Annotated in this window: 18 protein-coding genes; 6 read left to right on the top strand and 12 right to left on the bottom strand. The window is 34.1% G+C overall.

What is annotated here, in order from left to right:
• The 5 genes from DR871_RS09965 to DR871_RS09945 all read left to right on the top strand — a co-directional run bounded on the left by DR871_RS09965 (window position 1) and on the right by DR871_RS09945 (window position 3,852).
• Window positions 1–171 (top strand): CcoQ/FixQ family Cbb3-type cytochrome c oxidase assembly chaperone, encoded by a 171-nt coding sequence (locus tag DR871_RS09965; RefSeq protein ID WP_113634284.1) that lies wholly within the window; start codon window positions 1–3, stop codon window positions 169–171.
• 27 nt (window positions 172–198) lie between these two features.
• Window positions 199–1,098, top strand: a complete 900-nt coding sequence (locus DR871_RS09960) for a cbb3-type cytochrome c oxidase N-terminal domain-containing protein (protein WP_113666158.1) — start codon at window positions 199–201, stop codon at window positions 1,096–1,098.
• Window positions 1,099–1,165: 67 nt separating this feature from the next.
• Window positions 1,166–2,584: a cytochrome c oxidase accessory protein CcoG gene (ccoG, locus tag DR871_RS09955; protein WP_113666157.1), complete on the top strand. Its 1,419-nt coding sequence runs from the start codon at window positions 1,166–1,168 to the stop codon at window positions 2,582–2,584.
• Window positions 2,585–2,625: 41 nt separating this feature from the next.
• Window positions 2,626–3,078: a FixH family protein gene (locus tag DR871_RS09950; RefSeq protein ID WP_113666156.1), complete on the top strand. Its 453-nt coding sequence runs from the start codon at window positions 2,626–2,628 to the stop codon at window positions 3,076–3,078.
• Between the two features lie 72 nt (window positions 3,079–3,150).
• Window positions 3,151–3,852 (top strand): sulfite exporter TauE/SafE family protein, encoded by a 702-nt coding sequence (locus tag DR871_RS09945; protein WP_113666155.1) that lies wholly within the window; start codon window positions 3,151–3,153, stop codon window positions 3,850–3,852.
• A gap of 71 nt (window positions 3,853–3,923) precedes the next feature.
• Here the strand turns inward: DR871_RS09945 and hemN are convergent, their stop codons facing one another.
• The 8 genes from hemN to DR871_RS09905 all read right to left on the bottom strand — a co-directional run bounded on the left by hemN (window position 3,924) and on the right by DR871_RS09905 (window position 14,234).
• The gene (hemN, locus tag DR871_RS09940; RefSeq protein ID WP_113666154.1) at window positions 3,924–5,288 is read right to left on the bottom strand and encodes an oxygen-independent coproporphyrinogen III oxidase; all 1,365 of its coding nucleotides are present in this window, start codon (window positions 5,286–5,288) and stop codon (window positions 3,924–3,926) included.
• 131 nt (window positions 5,289–5,419) lie between these two features.
• On the bottom strand, window positions 5,420–5,896 hold the full coding sequence (locus DR871_RS09935) for a hypothetical protein (protein WP_113666153.1): 477 nt from the start codon (window positions 5,894–5,896) through the stop codon (window positions 5,420–5,422).
• 110 nt (window positions 5,897–6,006) lie between these two features.
• Window positions 6,007–6,354 carry a hypothetical protein gene (locus DR871_RS09930; RefSeq protein ID WP_113666152.1) on the bottom strand — a complete coding sequence of 116 codons (348 nt, stop codon included), beginning with the start codon at window positions 6,352–6,354 and terminating at the stop codon, window positions 6,007–6,009.
• Window positions 6,355–6,498: 144 nt separating this feature from the next.
• The gene (locus DR871_RS09925; protein ID WP_113666151.1) at window positions 6,499–8,511 is read right to left on the bottom strand and encodes a DUF349 domain-containing protein; all 2,013 of its coding nucleotides are present in this window, start codon (window positions 8,509–8,511) and stop codon (window positions 6,499–6,501) included.
• A 325-nt stretch (window positions 8,512–8,836) separates the two neighbouring features.
• Window positions 8,837–9,586 carry a shikimate dehydrogenase family protein gene (locus DR871_RS09920; protein WP_113666150.1) on the bottom strand — a complete coding sequence of 250 codons (750 nt, stop codon included), beginning with the start codon at window positions 9,584–9,586 and terminating at the stop codon, window positions 8,837–8,839.
• Window positions 9,586–10,983: a tetratricopeptide repeat protein gene (locus tag DR871_RS09915; RefSeq protein ID WP_113666149.1), complete on the bottom strand. Its 1,398-nt coding sequence runs from the start codon at window positions 10,981–10,983 to the stop codon at window positions 9,586–9,588. Before DR871_RS09915 ends, DR871_RS09920 begins: the two co-directional genes overlap by 1 nt.
• Before the next feature lie 279 nt (window positions 10,984–11,262).
• Complete coding sequence (locus DR871_RS09910) at window positions 11,263–12,450, bottom strand: aspartate aminotransferase family protein (protein ID WP_113666148.1); 1,188 nt, start codon at window positions 12,448–12,450, stop codon at window positions 11,263–11,265.
• A 152-nt stretch (window positions 12,451–12,602) separates the two neighbouring features.
• Complete coding sequence (locus tag DR871_RS09905; protein WP_113666147.1) at window positions 12,603–14,234, bottom strand: OstA-like protein; 1,632 nt, start codon at window positions 14,232–14,234, stop codon at window positions 12,603–12,605.
• Between the two features lie 274 nt (window positions 14,235–14,508).
• On the opposite strand from DR871_RS09905, the gene DR871_RS09900 reads away from it, so the two are divergent.
• On the top strand, window positions 14,509–16,377 hold the full coding sequence (locus DR871_RS09900) for an alpha-amylase family protein (protein ID WP_113666146.1): 1,869 nt from the start codon (window positions 14,509–14,511) through the stop codon (window positions 16,375–16,377).
• An 83-nt stretch (window positions 16,378–16,460) separates the two neighbouring features.
• Here the strand turns inward: DR871_RS09900 and DR871_RS09895 are convergent, their stop codons facing one another.
• From DR871_RS09895 to DR871_RS09880, 4 genes are read right to left on the bottom strand one after another with little or no spacing between them, the layout of a single operon-like run.
• Window positions 16,461–17,234: a superoxide dismutase gene (locus tag DR871_RS09895; RefSeq protein WP_113666145.1), complete on the bottom strand. Its 774-nt coding sequence runs from the start codon at window positions 17,232–17,234 to the stop codon at window positions 16,461–16,463.
• Between the two features lie 7 nt (window positions 17,235–17,241).
• Window positions 17,242–17,511, bottom strand: coding sequence for an acyl-CoA-binding protein (locus DR871_RS09890; RefSeq protein ID WP_113666144.1), 270 nt, complete (start codon window positions 17,509–17,511; stop codon window positions 17,242–17,244).
• The gene (locus tag DR871_RS09885; protein ID WP_113666143.1) at window positions 17,511–18,164 is read right to left on the bottom strand and encodes a phosphatidylserine decarboxylase family protein; all 654 of its coding nucleotides are present in this window, start codon (window positions 18,162–18,164) and stop codon (window positions 17,511–17,513) included. Before DR871_RS09885 ends, DR871_RS09890 begins: the two co-directional genes overlap by 1 nt.
• On the bottom strand, window positions 18,154–19,044 hold the full coding sequence (locus DR871_RS09880; RefSeq protein ID WP_113666142.1) for a phosphatidate cytidylyltransferase: 891 nt from the start codon (window positions 19,042–19,044) through the stop codon (window positions 18,154–18,156). The genes DR871_RS09885 and DR871_RS09880 overlap by 11 nt, the downstream gene beginning before the upstream one ends.
• Window position 19,045: the final 1 nt, after the last annotated feature.

The raw sequence follows: 19,045 nt of genomic DNA, 5'->3' as shown, positions 1-19,045 counted from the left end.
ATGTTCGAACAAATAAAACATAATATGGAAACGATTGAAGGTGTGGCGATTTATCCCATCTTATCCCTATTGATTTTTTTCGTCTTTTTCGTAGGCCTTGGTTTATGGGTGTTCTCCTATAAAAAAGAAACGATTAGTGAATTAAGTCAAATTCCACTGAGAGACAACTAAATAGTATAATTTTTTAAAATTTAGAAAATGAAAAAATTAATTCCAGCATACGTTAGGGTACCTGTTATTTTCTTCGCTGTATTTATGGCAATGGAATATTTTATTGACTCAGGAGACAGACCTGCTTTTATAAAATTCCCAATGGTTTCCGTATTCTTATTCGTGTTTCTGTTCCTTTTGATAGCAATAGAAATTACCGTTAGTGCAGTAGATAATATTACGTATCACTTGTTGACCGAGGAACAAAAAATCCAATTAAATGAAGCAAATAATTTAAGTTTCAAGGATAGTGAATGGTATAAGAAATTGATGACGAAATTGACTAAAACAGAGTCGTTGGATAATGAAGATCAGTTGTTATTGGACCACGATTACGACGGTATCAAAGAATTAGACAACAATTTGCCGCCATGGTGGGTGTACCTATTTTATGCTTGTATCATCTTTGGAGTTGTTTATATGGTGCGATTTGAAGTGTTAGGTGCTGATAATCAGGAAATGGAGCTTAAGAAAGAAGTGGCACAAGCCAAAATTGACATTGCAGAATACATGAAAACTGCACCGGACATGATGGATGAAAAAACAGTGACCTTACTGACAGATCCTGCAGATTTAGCAGCTGGAAAAGAAATTTTCACAACCAATTGTGCGGCCTGTCACAGAGCCGATGCCGGAGGACAAATTGGTCCAAATCTTACGGATGATAAATGGATTTTAGGGGGAGGAATAAAAAATGTATTTCATACACTTGTAAATGGAGGACGTGACGGAAAAGGAATGATTTCTTGGAAAGGCACATTGAAACCTAAAGAAATGCAGAAAGTTGCCAGTTATATCTTATCCTTAAAAGGAAGTAACCCACCAGATCCTAAAGCTCCGGAAGGTGAGGTTTGGGTAGAAGAAAATGTTACTGTTGCAGTTAAATAACTATTAGAAACACACGTTTTTATTTAGCTTAATAATTATTTTGAACTTGTGTTTTAAATAAAAAAAAATGTCAAAATTACCAGACGAAGCGTTTAGAGATACCATTGGAACGATTGATGAAGAAGGAAACAGAAAATTTATTTTCCCCAAAAAGCCTTCTGGAAAGTTCTATGATTACAGGAAATGGGTGAGTTATTTTTTACTGATTGTACTTGTTGCGAATCCTTTTATAAAGATAAATGGGAATCAATTTATGATGTTCAATATATTGGAACGCCGATTTAATATTTTCGGATTTCCTTTTTGGCCGCAGGATTTTTATCTTTTTGTGCTCTTCATGATTATCGGGGTAGTTTTCGTCATCCTTTTTACGGTGATTTTTGGACGGATATTTTGCGGATGGATTTGTCCGCAGACCATCTTTTTAGAAATGGTTTTCCGCAGAATAGAATATTGGATTGAAGGAGATCGTGGTGCCCAAATTCGTTTGGAAAAACAAGAATGGAATGCAGAGAAGATCAGAAAGAAAGGCATAAAATGGACTATTTTCCTAATCATTTCTTTTTTCATTGCCAATGTGTTTCTGGCATATCTTATCAGTAGCGACAAGTTACTTTTAATGATTGAAGAAGGGCCTGAAAACCATGTTAGTACTTTGGTTTCTTTATTCATCTTTACAGGAGTTTTCTATTTTATTTTTGCTTGGTTTAGAGAACAGGTTTGTATCATAGCTTGTCCTTACGGAAGATTGCAAGGCGTTTTATTAGATGATAAATCTATAAATGTTGCGTACGATTTTGTTCGTGGAGAAAAAGAAGTAGGCCGTGCTAAATTCAACAAGCAAGAAGACAGAGCGACTACTGGAAAAGGCGATTGCATCGATTGTAAACAATGTGTAAATGTTTGTCCAACCGGAATTGACATCCGTAACGGGACACAAATGGAATGCATTAATTGCACCGCTTGTATTGATGAATGCGATACAATTATGGATAGCGTTGGTTTGCCCAAAGGACTCATCAGATACGCTTCTGAAGATGAAATTGAGAAAAAAATAAAGTTCAAGTTCACGCCTAGAATGAAAGGGTATTCAGCTGTATTATTCATTCTAACAGGAATTTTGATTGGATTATTGTTCTTGCGTTCGGATGTTGAAGCTAGTATTTTAAGATTGCCAGGACAATTGTTTCAGCACAAAGGCGAAAATATCAGTAACATATATACTTTTAAAATTATCAATAAAACAAATAATGACTTTGACGATATTCATTTTAAACTTGTTGGAATAAATGGGACTTTAAAAGTGGTTGGAAAACAAGAATTAAAGGTGCCCAAACAAGGGATGAATGGTGGAACCTTATTTGTTGAAATCAACCAAAATTTATTGGATAGTGATAAAACAAAATTGAAGATTGAGGTGTATAATGGAAACAAAAAAATTGAAACGGCGACCACTAATTTTTTAAGTCCACGTAGTTTTGATTAAATTGTATCCAATTTGAGGTTCAAAAAATTAAATATAATATCATGAAAATAAGCTGGGGAACAGGAATCGTAATCGCTTTTGGTTTGTTTATAACCTTCATTTTGTATTTTGTTTTTACGGTTCAATCCGATTCAAAATACGATAATGAGTTAGTTGTAGAAGAATATTATAAACATGATGCGCATTTTGGAGATGAAATGGCTCGTGTACAAAATGCAGCTGATTTGGCTCAAAAGCCAACAATTAGTAGTGTTTCGAATGGAATTGAAATAGTATTTCCAAAAGTTTTTGATCCAAAAAATATCAAAGGTAAAGTGTCCCTTTACAGGCCGTCTAATAAAAAATTAGATTTTGAAATTCCAATTTCACTATCTGATGCTACTACTTTGCTCATACCTAAAAAAAGTTTGGCAGGCGGTCGATGGGACATTAATATGGAATGGCAATACGATGGAAAATCGTATTTGACTAAAGAAACGATATATATTAATTAGTCTTACAGTAAAAAGTTTTAAAGTACATCAATTGGCTTTAAGCCCTTTTAACTTTAACATTAGAATAAAAAAATGCTTTACACTGCCTTTATTTTCGGTTTAATAAGTAGTTTTCACTGCATTGGTATGTGCGGCCCTATTGCTATGATGTTGCCTGTAGACAGAACGAATCAGACTAAAAAAGCAACTCAAATCATTACTTATCATTTAGGAAGATTAACGGCGTATGCGACAATAGGCTTTGTTTTTGGACTGCTTGGAAAAGGTTTCTTCTTGGCCGGTTTACAACAGAATTTATCCATATTTATTGGTGTAGCCATGATTCTTATAGTTTTAACGCCTGATAAAATTTTTGCAAAATACAATTTTTCAAAACCGGTTTTTAAATTAATTTCAAAAATAAAAACAGCTTTAGGAAGTCAGTTTAGAAACAAAAGTTACAAATCCCTGTTCACGATTGGTTTGCTGAATGGTTTTTTACCCTGCGGAATGGTTTATGTAGCTTTGTTTGGTGCTATCGCCATGCAAAGTGAAAGTTTGGGTGTTCTGTATATGATTCTATTCGGATTAGGAACCGTTCCTATGATGAGCAGCGTTGTGTATATCAATTCATTTCTCACAATTCCTATTCGGAACCGAATCCAAAAAGCGATTCCATATGTAGCGGTATGTATTGGCTGCTTATTTATTTTGAGAGGATTGGGATTAGGAATTCCTTATATTTCGCCATCCAATATGAGTTTATTTATTCAAGCCGATCCAAATTGTCACTAATTTTCTAATAGTTTAGCATAGAAAAAGCACGCTGCTAGGCGTGCTTTTTTATTTTGTAAGATTGAGAAACATTAAATTGTCATCGAAAACAATTCGGTTTCCGGTGCTTTTCTTTTCAAGCGTAGATCGAATGCCATACAAATATTACGAACATAAGGTTTTCCTTTTTCAGTAACGGCAATTCCATTGTCTTTAATTATAAGTAATCCGTCATTTTCCATTTCTTTCAACTTAATTATAACCTCTGGAATTTCATTGAAATAACCCTCTTTATTTTCCCAGGAAGTTTCAAATTGGCACATTAAATTCAGAATGTGTTTTCGGATGATGAGGTCTTCATCGGTCAATAAATGCCCTCTAAAAACCGGTAATTTGTTCCATTCTAAAATTTGATAATAGTCCTCCAAGTTTTTTACATTCTGTGCAAAACTGTACCAACTGTCACTAATGGAAGAAACGCCCAATCCAATCATTAATTGTGTTTTGGATGAACTGTACCCCATGAAATTGCGGTGTAATGTTCCGTTTTGGAAAGCATCGTATAAACTGTCAGTCTCTAACGCAAAATGATCCATTCCTATTTCATGATACCCGTTTTCATACAATAATTTTTTACCGGTTTCATAAAGTATTCTCTTTTTATCATCTTTTGGAATGTCTTCGTCGTTAAAACCGCGTTGTCCATTTCCCTTAATCCAAGGAACGTGCGCGTAACTGTAAAATGCCAATCGGTCGGGTTGTAATGATTTTGTTTTCTCAATCGTATCAATTACATCCTCTATTTCCTGAAAAGGCAGTCCAAAAATAATATCGTGACCTATGGAAGTATATCCAATTTCTCTGGCCCAAAAAGTAACTTTTGCTACATTATGAAAAGGCTGTAAACGGTGAATTGCTTTTTGTACTTTCTCGGAATAATCCTGAACGCCAAAACTTACTCTTCTAAAACCTAAATCGTAGAGTTTTAGCAAATGCTCATGGGAAGTGTTATTCGGATGGCCTTCAAAACTAAATTCATGATCTTTTGCTTTTTTGGCATGAACAAAAATACCATTTATTAAATCCTCTAAATTTTTGGTAGAAAAAAATGTGGGAGTTCCACCACCCAAATGAATCTCTTTTATAGTTGGCTTTTCGCCAAGAATTTTACAATATAAGGTCCATTCTTTTAAAACTGCTACTATATACGGATTTTCTACGCTGTGATTTTTTGTAATACGCTTGTTACAGCCACAAAAAGTACATAAGCTTTCGCAAAAAGGCAAATGGATATACAAACTAATACCTTCTGAAGAATTACTCGCTTGAAAGGATTTTTTTAATGTTTTAGCCCAGATTTCATCCGTAAAATCCGTTTCATCCCAATACGGAACTGTAGGATAACTGGTGTATCTTGGCCCCAGAACATTGTATTTTTGTATTAAGGAATTTTTCATGGCAAAATCATTTATTGTTATTCAAAAGTAGAACGACTACTCAACTATTAAAATGATAATTATCATATTGAAGAAACCTTTTGGAAAAAAAATAAGAGGCTTAAAAGCCTCTTATTAAAGAAATTTGTTGTTTAAATAGTAATGCAATCCTGAATTATTTTAGTCCATTTTTTGGCTAATTGATGATCTTCGTATAAACAAACTTGACCAATTTGATCATTCTCAATTTTGTAAAATGGTATAAACTCTGTTTTTTTGCCATCTTTGTATTGAAATTCAAATTCAATTTTTAAAATCGTAGCAGTGTTATTCTCCGTTGTTGGAATCAGTTTGCAGGATTGAATTGTATTTAAATCTACAAAAGAAACAACTTCTTCCTTAGCACTAAAATCCATTAAAAGAAACCCTTTGTTTTTTTCGTCTAAAGCCAAGACTTTTTTGTTTTGTGTTTCGGTTATTTCAAAAGTAAAGTGATTGTTTTGACTGAACTTATTTTTTATGGCTTTGATTTTTGCTTTGTTAATTGAAGATGACCTCACGGAATAGAGTAGAGGAATGGCAATTATTAAAGTTAATATTAATCCAATTATAGTTACGGAAGTATCCATTTTTATTTTTTAGTTATTTGTAAAACATGATAAGTTGAACTGAAATCTAAAGGAAATCAATTCAAAAGGGAAGATACTATATCTTCAATTTACGAAATCAGTGTTTCAAATCACCAAAAAAAATGGAAAGGAAAGAGTAACAGCGAAACCATCTCACATCGATTGATGTCTTGTTTCGCAAAACGAATAAAGAATATACTACTTTTAAAATCCGGAATTACATTCAGAAAATTTTCCAGATATTTTGCAATCGTATAATCAGGAGTTTTATGATAGGAAGTAAATGTGTTACTTACTTGAGGTTGTATGAAATCTGAAGAATGAATGCTGTTCGCAGACAATGAAGAATTTGACTTTTCTATTTTAATGGTTTGAACAGGAACTTCATTTGCACTAAAAGCAAATAAAAAAACTATTAAAAGTCCAATAAAAATAAGTGTTTTTCGAAACCAATTCATTTTGTAAAAATAAAATTTTGCTGTTGATTACTATAATTATTTCTAATAAATGAAAGATAAAATTTGAATGCAGAAAATCGTTTTTATAAAAAAGCCCCGAACTAATATTGTCCGAGGCTTATAGTTATAAAATAATATCAAAAATTACTCTATTTTCAAATTTCTCAATTGTTTTAGTTTTTCTTTCCAAACATCAAGACTTTCTTTATGAATAGCGATGTTTTTGCGGACCTCTAATACAATTGAATTTTCTTTTTTTGCATTTCTCGTATTGGTGAAGAACTGAATGTTATTTTCCAATTGGAAAATTTCGTTCTGTACTTCGTCAATTTTACGCATGATAAAAATCTTTTCATTGTCAAGTTTGCGAGTATCATGACTTTCTGATAAATGATCCATTCTATTAGCGAAACGCATCATATCAGTATCTTTTTTACTCAAACTCAATTTTTCAAAAAGTGCATCCAGGATTTTATTGAATTTCCCTTCAATATGTCTTCTTGGGAAAGGTACTTTTCCAAAGCTTTTCCAAGTTTCGATATGTAATTTAATTGCGTCTAAATCCGTTTTATGGTCTCCAGTCAACTGAAATTCTCTCAACGTTTCTAAGTAGGCTTTTTTATTATCAAAAGCTTCTACTTCTTCACTGTTTTCTTCGTTTTTCTGCTCTTTTAACTTGTCAAAATAATGGTTGCAGGCATCTTTAAACTCTTTCCAGATCTTATCGGAATATTTTCTTGGCACATGACCTATCTGTTTCCACTCATCTTGAATTTGTTTCATGATAGGTGTTGTAGCGGCAAAATCAGTGCTTTCTTGTAATTCTCTAGCTTTGGCAACAAGCGCTGTTTTCTTATTTAAATTGTCATTTTGATCTTTCTTAATGTCTTTATAAAAAGAGTTTTTGAAAGAATTAAAATTTCTAACAGCAGTTTTAAAACCGGCCCAAGTTTCCTCATTTACTTCTGATGGTACTTTACCTGCAGAGAAAAAAGATGTTCTTAAGGCTTCAACTTTTTCTATTTGAGCTAGCCATTGCGCATGAGCATTGACTTTCTCCGTAGCTAAAACCTCAATTTTGGCAATTATTTCTTTTTTCTTTTCTAAATTCTCAAGTTCTGTTCCTCTTTGATTTTCGAATAAAACCTCACGTTTATCGTGCATTTGTTTGGTCAAATCGCTAAATTTATTCCAAATTTCATCGCGGTGTTCTCTGGAAACGGGACCAATATCTTCTTTCCAGATTCGGTGTAAATCCTGTAATTCTCTAAACGCTTTATTGATATCGGCTTCTTTCACCAATTCTTCAACACGCGCCACAATTTTTTGCTTTTGCTCTAAGTTATGTTTGAAATCCAAGTCTCTCGCTTCTCGGTCCAAGTGTAAATAGTCGTAGAAATTTTCCACATGAAAATGGAAGTTGTTCCAAACGTGGTTGTATTTATCCTTCGGAATCGGTCCTGCATTTTTCCATCGTTCTCTTAAATCATTAAAATGCTTTAAAGTGTCTTTGATGTTTGCCTGCGGATTAATCAACTCCTTCAATTCCTCAACAATTGCCAAACGGTTTTCTAAATTAGTTTTCAGATTCGTTTGTAAACTTTTGAAATGGGTATTTTTAGTATCTCTAAATTGAGTGTAATATTTGTCAAATTGAGTCTTTAATGGAGAATGGTATTGAAAATCTTCATTTGGATCTTGATTTTCTGCAAGGAATTCCTCTTTTTTCTCCTCAACAAGATGGTTGTATTTGGCTAAGAATGCTTTTTTAATTTCTTCAATATGATCCTTAAACGACATTGCTTTTTCATTAGAAACCAAACTTTTAAGCTCGTCAACCAGTGATTCAAGTGACAAAGTATCGTAATCCTGCATCGGGATCTCATGGCGCTCTTTCAGCGTTTCATCTTCACTTTCTTCTGCGTTTGATTCTGCTATTGCATCAGTGGCCGATTGATTTTCTGTCTCAGCAGTTGGCTCTGTTTTTGCAACTTCATCTTCAGCTGGAATAACAACATTGTCCTCTGCCGGAAAATCGCTAGGCTCCTCAATTGACGCACTTTCTAAACTTTCAGGTACTGATTGATTAGATTCAACAGCTTTGTGCTCTAAATTTCCATCTGCCTCAAGCAGGTTATCGTTCTTTTCTTCTAACATTTTTTCAATGTGTAAGGTTTCTAATTAGATTCAACACGAAAGATAGTAAAGCAGTATGAAAATACAAAATAAAACCCCTTATTTATTGTCATTTTAGGTTACAAAATATTTCTTTTTGGAGCGTTTTCCTGCTGTTCGCTGTATCTTTTTTGTTCGCCCAAAAGGCTCTCAAAAAAGGATGCCGCTTCCATCAGGGCTAGGGTTTTGCGATTTCAAATTTATGTTTCTCTAGATCATAATGGTATTACAAACAAAAAAAAACATTCAATAAAGAATGTTTTCTGAAGCATACAAATAGGTCTATGAAGTTATTTCCGTTTTTAGATTATTTATTCCAAATCTTCCAGGCTTTCTCTGCTTGAAAAATAAGCATATCCAGACCATTTTTGATTTGTGCGCCCTGTTGTTTGGCTTTTTTTAGGAATTGGGTTTCTGCAGGGTTATAAATCAAATCATAAGCAATATGCTTGTCTGTGAAAAATTCGTATGGAATTAATGGAAACGCATCGACATTAGGACTTGTTCCTACCGGAGTAGCATTAATAATGATTTGGTAATTGTCAAATGTGGTTGCATTGATTCGGTCATAATCAATTCCATTTTCTTTGGCTTCTCTCGAAACAAAAGTATAGGGGATATTAAGTTCGTCCAGAGCAAAAGCGACTCCTTTTGAAGCGCCTCCAGTTCCTAAAATCAAAGCTTTTTTGTGGTGTGGTTGCAATAGTGGTTCTAATGATTTTTTGAAACCATAGTAATCGGTATTGTAGCCTTTTAATTTTCCTTTTTTGGTAATTCTAATGGTGTTTACAGCGCCAATTATTTCCGCTTTTTTTGATAATTTATCCAAAAATGGAATTATCGTTTCCTTGTACGGAATAGTAACATTCAATCCTTTTAAATCCGCAGTGTTTTTAATTACCTCTGGAAAGCCTGTTATTTCTGGAATATCAAAATTTTCATAGCTGCAACCTACAAAATTTTCGTTACTAAATTTGTCAGTGAAATATCCTTTCGAAAAGGAATAACTAATGTTACGTCCCAATAATCCAAAGCGTTTTATAACCGTATCAACCATTATTGTTTTTTATGTTTTGCAATATAATTCTGCACCATTTTTTTTGTCCAAACTACCGGGAATAAATCTTCTAAAAGGATGTAATTGTCAAAATTCAATCGTAAAGCATTACTTAAATGGAATTTTGCTTTAGTATTATCAGTTAACATAAAATACAATCCTGCCAAACGGTATTCCACTTCGTTCTCTTCCGGAAAATATTCTGAGGCTTGTAACAAGGTTTGAATAGCACTTTCGAATTCACCTAAAAATTGCAAAATATCTACCCAAAATAACCAAGTATCTAAACTGTAATCACCAAATTCGACTGCTTTTCTATATCCAAATTCAGCTTCTTCAAAGAAATTCATTTGCTTGTTGATAGTAGCAAAACGTTTCCAGTACAAACGGTTTTGGTTGTCAATGGCTAATGCTTTATTGACAAAAAATAGCGCTTTTTGGTAATTTTTCTGACGGACGTAAAAGTCAGTGATGGCAATCCAACCTTTATCTAAAAGTGGATCTTCATGAACGGTTTGATTGAAATATTTTAATGCCAGCGCTTTGTTACCTAGTCTTTCATAACATTTTCCCATTCGAAGTAGCGCATAGGAAGTTGCATCATCTAATTCGATGGTTCTGCTGTAGCTTTCAATGGCTTCATCATATTTTTTTAATCGCTCATACGCTTTTGCTTTTTCCATGAAAGCACCAAGGAATTCATCATCGATTAATGTGGCATAATCAAAGGCGCGAATCGCATTTTCATATTCTTTAACGCCATAATGCAAACGTCCCAGTTGATGCCAGGCAATTTCACTGTACGGGTTTTTGTCAATGTATTTTTTTAAATAGCTGATTGCTTCTTGGTTTTGGTCTAAAAATTCAAAACAATACACCACGTTGTACAATGCGGATTGGTCTTCCAGATCTTCTTCTAAACATTTGATAAAGCTTTCTTTTGCCATTTCAAGATTGTCCATAAAGAGGTATTCCATGCCTATTAAATTATAGACATCAGCAAAATCATCGGTGTATTTTAACGCTATTTTTAATAATTCAACGGCCTTTTCGTGTTGGTCTCTTTTAGAGCAGATATTGGCTTTTTGAATGTAAATTTCTTCATTTGTTGGTTCAATGGCATACAACTCATTCAAGAGCTTTTCGGCTAATTCGAGTTTGTCATCATAAACCAGCATTTCCACCTGAACTAGTTTTAGTCCGGTAGATTTTGGGTGTTGTTCCAATGCCAGTTTTAGTGCTTTTTTTGCCAAAGCGGCCTTACCCATATCGAGATAATGAAGAATAATTTCTTCAAATTCTTCGGAGTCGAAAAAGAGTACTTTGTTGGTTTTCAACATGGACTCAAATTTCGACAGGGATAAGTTATAGTCTTCTTCTTCGTTGCTTAATTGCATACTGTGTGTTTTTAATTTGGCCTAAATAAATTTAGGGAATCGTGCGTGTACTGTGAGGGAAAGTTAGAATTGTTGTGAACAATTTAATTAACAAAAAAAGCGTTGGTTTAAACGGATGCCATAGCCGTGATAAGAGTGGAAATCCTTTTACTTTTTTCTTTAAAAAGTAAAAGATTATAATGGATAGCAGGAATAGCTCCCAATTTTTCTAATTGTTTTGAATAGGTATTTCAATATATATTCAATCGTTCAACTTCTGCAATCAAAAATCGTTAATCATCATTCTTCACTCATCATTTCATCCATTACTTCAAGTATGATACTACAACCTTCTCGTATTTCTTCTTCAGAAATGGTTAGAGGAGGTGTTATTCTAATGGCGCAACCTTCAAACAGTAACCAGAATAAAATGAGTCCTTTGTCTTGACATTTAAGAATCACTTCGTTTGTTATATCGGCACTTTTGGTCATTGCGGCTAGCATCAATCCTTTTCCTCTTATTTCTTCTATCAAAGGATGTACCAAAAGTGATCGGAATAGCTTTTCTTTATCCATAGCATCGGCCATGAGATTGGTCTCAGTTATTTCCTGCAAAGTCGCTAAGCAGGCTGACGCAATGACAGGGTGACCTCCAAAAGTGGTGATATGTCCTAATTTTGGATTATCGCTTAACAAATTCATCATAGCAGAGGAAGCCGTAAAAGCGCCCACTGGCATGCCGCCGCCCATTCCTTTTCCCATAACCACGATATCAGGAACTACATCATAATTCTGAAATCCAAAAAGTTTTCCAGTTCTCCCGAAGCCCGGTTGGATTTCATCCAGTATCATCATCGCACCAACTTCGGTGCAACGCTCGCGCACTTTTTTAAGGAAATCATTGTGTGGCTGAATAAATCCGGCGCCACCCTGAATGGTTTCCAGAATAATTCCTGCTGTTTTAATCGTTATTTTTTGTAAATCTTCTTCGTTGTTAAAGGTGATGAAATCAACATCAGGAATCAACGGACGAAAAATTTGTTTACGTTCTTCAAATCCCATGACACTCATAGAGCCCATAGTATTGCCATGATACGCATTATGACACGAAATCAACTGACTTCTTCCGGTGGTTCTTCTTGCGAGTTTTAAGGCACCTTCAATAGCTTCTGTTCCTGAATTGACCAGGTAGGTTTTGTCTAAAGGAGCGGGCAGGTGTGACGCTAACAATTTGCAATATTGAACTGCAGGACTTTGTGAATATTCGCCATACACCATGACGTGAGAGTATTTGTCTAACTGATCTTTGATGGCTTGATTGACTCTCGGGTGTTGGTGTCCCAAAGCGCAAGCCGAAACTCCAGCTACAAAATCCAAGTATTTCTTAGAATTAGTATCGTAAATATAAGAACCTACAGCATGTGACACTTCCATACCCAATGGATAGGGTGAGGTTTGCGCTTGGTATTTTAAGAAATCAGTATTCAATTTTTTAGAAATTTAACCGCAAAGTTCACGAAGTTTTTTTCGTAAAGTTCACGAAGTTTTTTAAAAGTATTTTTTAATCGGATATCCTGAAAGCTGTTGTCTGTAGCTTGAGAATGAAAACTGTTCCCGAAACTTCGGGATGAACACTAATACTATTTTTTCACTTTCTTCTTATCATAATTCAGTGTTTCTTTACGGATTTTCATAGGAATATCCTCTTTGGCTTCAGACACCTTGGTAGCTTTTGCTATTTTGTCGTTGTCTTCATTTTCTTCGGGAGGAAAAATATCATCCTTCGATTTTATTCGTTCATCGCCACGCCAGACTAGTCCTCGCAGTTTTCTGGCATTTTCTGGTAAATCCTTTTCCGGAAAAATATCGCCATCTATTTGTTGAAAAAAGGTAATGGTTTCGACCTCATTATCTTCAATAATAAGGTTGATTTTACTGCTTTTGTTTTTGTTGATACCTATGAGCTCTTGCGCTTCGTTTCGCATGTAATAAATTACTTCGGCATTTTTTACGACATCAACGTAATGAAGTTTTCCCTCCTCAAACTTGCCATAGAGATCTTGTCCCTTAACTTGATTATAGCCAGTTCCTATGGTGTCTTTGGAGACGATGAATGTATTATTGAGCACTTTGAGTGAATCTAGTTTTTTTGTTGTATTATTTCCTATAAGATGCATAACATCACCAGTAATTTGATTTTCTGCGTTCCAAAGTATCGGATTGCCAATCATTTTTGTCAAAGCTGTTTTAGAACTCGAATGAATCGAATCACATTTACCACTCATGTCCGTTTTGAAGAATCGAACATTATTGAACGCTCTTATAATTCGGTTTCCTTCTTTTCCAGTAACCATTAATTTTTTTCCGTGGATGTAAACTGAGTCATTTTCGACAAAATTCACGGCAACGGCTCTTTTAGTCACATACATGGAATCCAGTTTTTTATACACTTCGGCATAATGCCCCTTTACGATTCCGCGATTGATGGAATCCGTTATTTTTACATTTCGTGTTGCCGATGCAAATTCACGGTTTCGATCATAATACAAACTGTCGCCCTTAATGACCCGATCATCGTATCTGATGTAGGATTTATTTAGGAAATGCGCCAGATTTTTTTTGGTATCATAAAAACCTTTTTCGGTATAAATGTAATTGGCTTTACTGGTAATTGTTGAAGGCCCAAAAAGATACGAATGCCCGGAATTACTGAAATAATCCAAGTGATTTGATTTAATTACATACGTTGGATTTGTGATGGTAACCGCAGTCAGGAACTGGAATTTTTTTTGTTTAACGTAATATCTTCCTGAATTACTTTTAAGCGTATTGTCTTTGTTCGTAATTGTGCCCGGAGTGTCGTAGAATACTTCTTGAATGTTTCGATCAAAATTAATTATTTCTGTGGTCAAAGTTGCATCTGGTGAACTCATTACGGCATCTCCGGAAGCATACGCTTTTTTTACATTTCCGTTGTATTCCGCATATTTACTGTTCAAAAATAAAGTGTCACCTTGAACCATTTGCACATTTCCAAAAGCCTTTATGTAGTTTTCTTTTTGGAAATAATAGGCTTTGTTACATGTCATTACAACGCCATCATGATTGACACGTACGTTTCCCATAAGCAATAAAGCATCAGGAACTTCTACTTGATTTACATCGGCAAAATCAGAGTTTTCTACAATAATTTTTTTGGGGGCTTGCGCCAAAACCAAATTAGTGACAAACAGTAGCAAACAATAACAAAGGAAAAACAGTGATTTCTTCAATGGATTTAATTTTTGTCAAATTTATGAAAAAGGAAACAATCCTAATCCATATTAGGATTTATTTATAATTAGTCAATGGGGAGTCAAAGCTATGACTTTTCCTTATTAAAGTTATCAACAAATGCCGTAACTCCTTCGTTGTAGTGTTCTTTTTTGAAAACAGAATTATTTAATTTCAAACGATATAGACTTCTTTTATTTAAAAAATATTAAATTTAAAAATTGATATTCATTTTGCTATTAAAAGAATTGAAATCAGTATAAATAATTTTTTATGATGAAAAAAATAACTATTGTTGCAGGGATAAGCGCGATGTTTTTTGCAACGGCTTGTAAAACGAAAGATTTAAAAATGAACGTAGAACAGAAACAGTTAGTCAATAATAAAAAAGAAGTTGTATATCAGGTTTTTACCCGATTGTTTGGAAATAAAAATACCACCAATAAACCTTGGGGAACCATTGAGGAAAATGGAGTAGGGAAGTTCAATGATTTTACGGAAACAGCATTGCAGGAAATCAAGGATTTGGGAGTTACTTATATATGGTACACCGGAGTTCCGCATCATGCCGTGATACGGGATTATTCCGCTATTGGTATTTCCAATGATGATCCGGAAGTGGTCAAAGGACGTGCTGGTTCTCCATATGCCGTAAAAGATTATTACAATGTAAATCCAGATTTGGCAGTCAATCCTGAAAATCGTTTGCAGGAATTTGAAGCCTTAATTGCGCGAACTCACAAAACGGGATTAAAAGTGATTATCGATATTGTTCCCAATCACATTGCGCGCAAATATGAAGGAAAGAGCAATCCGGTAGGTGTTAGAGATTTTGGTGCTGATGATGATACAACTGTTGAATACAAAAGAGATAATAACTTCTATTATATTCCAAATACACATTTTGAAATCCCGGACACGGACAAACCATTAAATGGAGAAAAGAATCCATTAATTGATGGTAAATTCGCAGAAAGCCCTGCAAAATGGACTGGTAATGGTTCTCGTTTGGCAAAACCCGACCGTAATGACTGGTATGAAACGATAAAAGTAAATTATGGTATTCGTCCGGATGGCTCCAAAGATTTTCCGGAGCTTCCTGCTGGTTTTGATTCAAAATCGTATCAGGAACATTTCAAATTTTGGAAAGGAAAAGATGTTCCGGATTCTTGGGATAAATTCAAAGACATTGCGTTGTATTGGACTGCAAAAGGAGTAGATGGTTTTCGATTTGATATGGCCGAAATGGTTCCGTATGAATTTTGGAGCTACATGAATTCGGCAATTAAGATAAATAATCCTAATGCTTTTTTATTAGCCGAAGTGTATAATCCTAAAGAATACAGAAATTATATTCATCTTGGTAAAATGGATTATTTGTATGATAAAGTAGAAACCTATGATAAATTAAAAGATATCATTCAAGGAAGATCCCTGCCTGATGGACTATCAGATATACAAAACGGAATGGGAGATATTGAGCATCACATGTTGCATTTTCTGGACAATCACGACGAACAGCGATTGGCAAGCCCAGAATTTGCTGGAACGCCACAAAAAGGAAAGCCTTTGATGGTGGTTTCGACTACCATAAGCACTTCGCCTACGATGGTTTATTTTGGTCAGGAAGTAGGTGAGGCTGGGAATGAAAATGCAGGATTTGGTACTCATTCCAGAACATCAATTTTTGATTATATTGGAGTTCCGAGTCATCAACGCTGGATGAACGGCGGGAAATTTGATGGAGGTCAGTTGACAAAGGATGAAAAGGAGTTGCGTGATTTTTATAAAAAAATATTGAATTTCTCGTTAAATAGTTCGGCTTTAATGGGTAAATACCAAGAAATTCAAACACTTAATCGCCAAACAACTCAAGGTTACGATCCTGGAATTTATGCTTTCACACGCTGGTCTGATACCCAAAAACTAATAATTGTCACTAATTTTTCTTGGCTTACGACCAGTAATTTCGAATTAAAAATTCCTTCAGATATCATTCAAAAATGGAAATTGAAAGATGGAAATTATACTACAACGGATCAGTTGTATCATAAAAGTGCTGTTCAGCTTCAGGTTTTGAATGGTGAAGGCAAAGCTCAAATTACAATCGCACCTTCAGAATCATTCATTTATCAATTGTAAAAAGAGTTTTTTATACTAATAAAAAGATAAAAAAAATGCTGATATAAATTTATATCAGCATTTTTTATGATTAGAAACGAACGCTATTTTTTTGCAGCAGCATCGTAATTTTCTTCCACTTTTCTCCAATTAATTACATTGAAAAATGCATCAATATAATTTTTTCTTCGGTATTGGTAATCTAGATAATAAGCATGTTCCCAAACATCTAATGCTAATACTGGTGTTCCGGGAATAAGTGCATTACGCATCAAAGGATTGTCTTGATTTGCGGTACTTGTTATTTGAAGTTTTCCAGTTCTATCAACTATAAGCCAAGCCCAACCGGAACCAAATTGTTTTGTTGCTTCATCTTTAAATAGTGACGTAAAGTTATCGAAAGATCCAAAATCTCTTGTAATAGCTTCGGCTAATGCATTACTTGGTTCACCACCAGATTTTGGTGCCATGCATTTCCAATATAAGGAATGATTGTAAAATCCACCGGCATTATTACGAATTACAGCATCGTTAGGATCTAATTTGGCTAATACTTCTTCTATTGTCAAATTCTCTAAAGGAGTTCCTACTATGGCTCTATTCAAATTATTTGTGTATGTTAGATAGTGCTTGGAATAATGCATTTCTAAAGTTGTGGCTGATATGCTAGGCGATAATGCATCATAAGCATAAGGCAACTTGTCCATTTGAAATGATCCTTCATCAGCTTTCACGTCATCAGGAGAGCCAATGGCTATTTTTTCTTGAATATCAGTTGGTAAAGGGACTTCAACTACTTCAATTAATTTTTTGTCATTGCAGGATTGTAATGTCATTAAGAGAATTACAATAGGACCTAAAAAAAATAAATTTTTCATGATTAGATTATTTTTTTAACAGAGAATGAATTAATTCGATATACTGTTCTTTAGATTCATCCGGACTCAGATGACTGATTTGCATCCAAGCATTGGTTTTAAAAGCATCTCTTAAATGGTAAGAAGAATTTTGTTTTAGATCTAAAGTTCCCAAGGTAGCTTGTTTGTAAAACGCATACAGTCGCAATTGAACATCTTGTGGTAAAGATGCTTGTGTCATTTCGGAGGCTATTTCTACAGCTTCCAGAAATCGGGTATTTAAATCTTTTTCAATCATTATGCTTTGGTCGCAATTACTGTCTTTCCTCCAATTGCTTTTTGGTTTAATACGACATTTATAGGTGTTCCAAGAGGTAAAAAAATATCAACTCTAGAACCAAATTTTATGAAACCAGCATCAGTTCCCTGAACTACTTGAGTTCCTTCTACTGCATAATTTACAATTCGTCGGGCTAGTGCACCGGCAATTTGTCGGTATAACACTTCACCAAAGGTTTTGTTTTCGATAACAATAGTTGTTCTTTCGTTTTCCTCACTTGCTTTTGGGTGCCAAGCCACTAAGAATTTTCCAGGATGGTATTTGCTGAATTTTACTAGTCCACTTAAACCATATCGCGTAACGTGCACGTTTATTGGCGACATGAAAATTGATATTTGCAAACGTTTTTCTTTGAAATATTCGCCTTCATAAACTTCTTCTATAACCACAACTTTACCGTCAACAGGAGCCAGAATCTGATTGTCATTAAGTACGACAGTTCTTTTTGGGTTTCTGAAAAATTGTAATATGATGATCAAAAGCAATAACGCTGCTATTTGAATGGCCATTTTAAGCCAATTGGTGTCTATAAAATTGTCAGACAATAAAAGGACAACAGCTGTGAAAATGGTGCCTAATAAAATAGATTGGGTTCCTTCTTTATGAAACATAGTTTAAAATTTGATAAAATAAAAATATAATTGGTGCTACAAATATAACACTATCTAAACGATCTAGTATACCTCCATGGCCAGGCATTATGCTTCCGCTGTCTTTTACTCCTGCAATACGCTTGAATTTGGATTCGATTAAGTCTCCAATAGTCCCTGCAATTCCTACAATAACAGCTATAGAAGTCCAGATTAATATAGATCTCTCACTAAATTCAGGATTGGCCTTGATGTAATATTTTGAGATTAAATATCCCGCTAAAATGGCAAAAAGTATTCCGCCTAAGAATCCTTCTACTGTTTTTTTAGGAGAAATTTTTTCGAATAATTTTGTTCTTCCTATAGATTTACCAACAATGTAAGCAAAAGTATCATTTGTCCAGATCAAGATAAATAATCCAATTATGATTTTAGGATTATAGTCATTGATACCAAATGAAATTTTAGTAATAAACACAAAAGGCAAAATTATATAGCCTAATAAATACAAATATTTGGAAGAAGTGCTTATTTTTTGAATGTTGTCATAAAACAAAAAAAGAATACATTTTATAGAAACAACTAAAGCTATCACTAATAAAACGATATCCAACTGTTGTATATTTATATCAATTAAATAATCAGTGTTTAAAATCTGATTTAAAGTATTTGCAGTAAGTGTATTGTAGTGACTCACTAAAGTTACAAGAGCATATATAACTATGGCTAAAATAATTGGAAAAACTTTGTGTATTGAAACTAAATTACAAAATTCATAAACTGTAATGATAAGGAATATACCAAAAAGGATAAAAAAGCTTTCTGTTGAATATAGAATAGAAGCAAGTAATAGAATAATATAAACCGCTCCAGATATACCTCGTTTTAGAGTTTCGTTCATT

The sequence above is a fragment of the Flavobacterium petrolei genome (assembly GCF_003314435.2).
In the GTDB taxonomy this organism is placed as follows: domain Bacteria; phylum Bacteroidota; class Bacteroidia; order Flavobacteriales; family Flavobacteriaceae; genus Flavobacterium; species Flavobacterium petrolei.
Note: the sequence above shows the minus strand (reverse complement) of the source record. Positions and strands in the feature narration are given on the sequence as shown.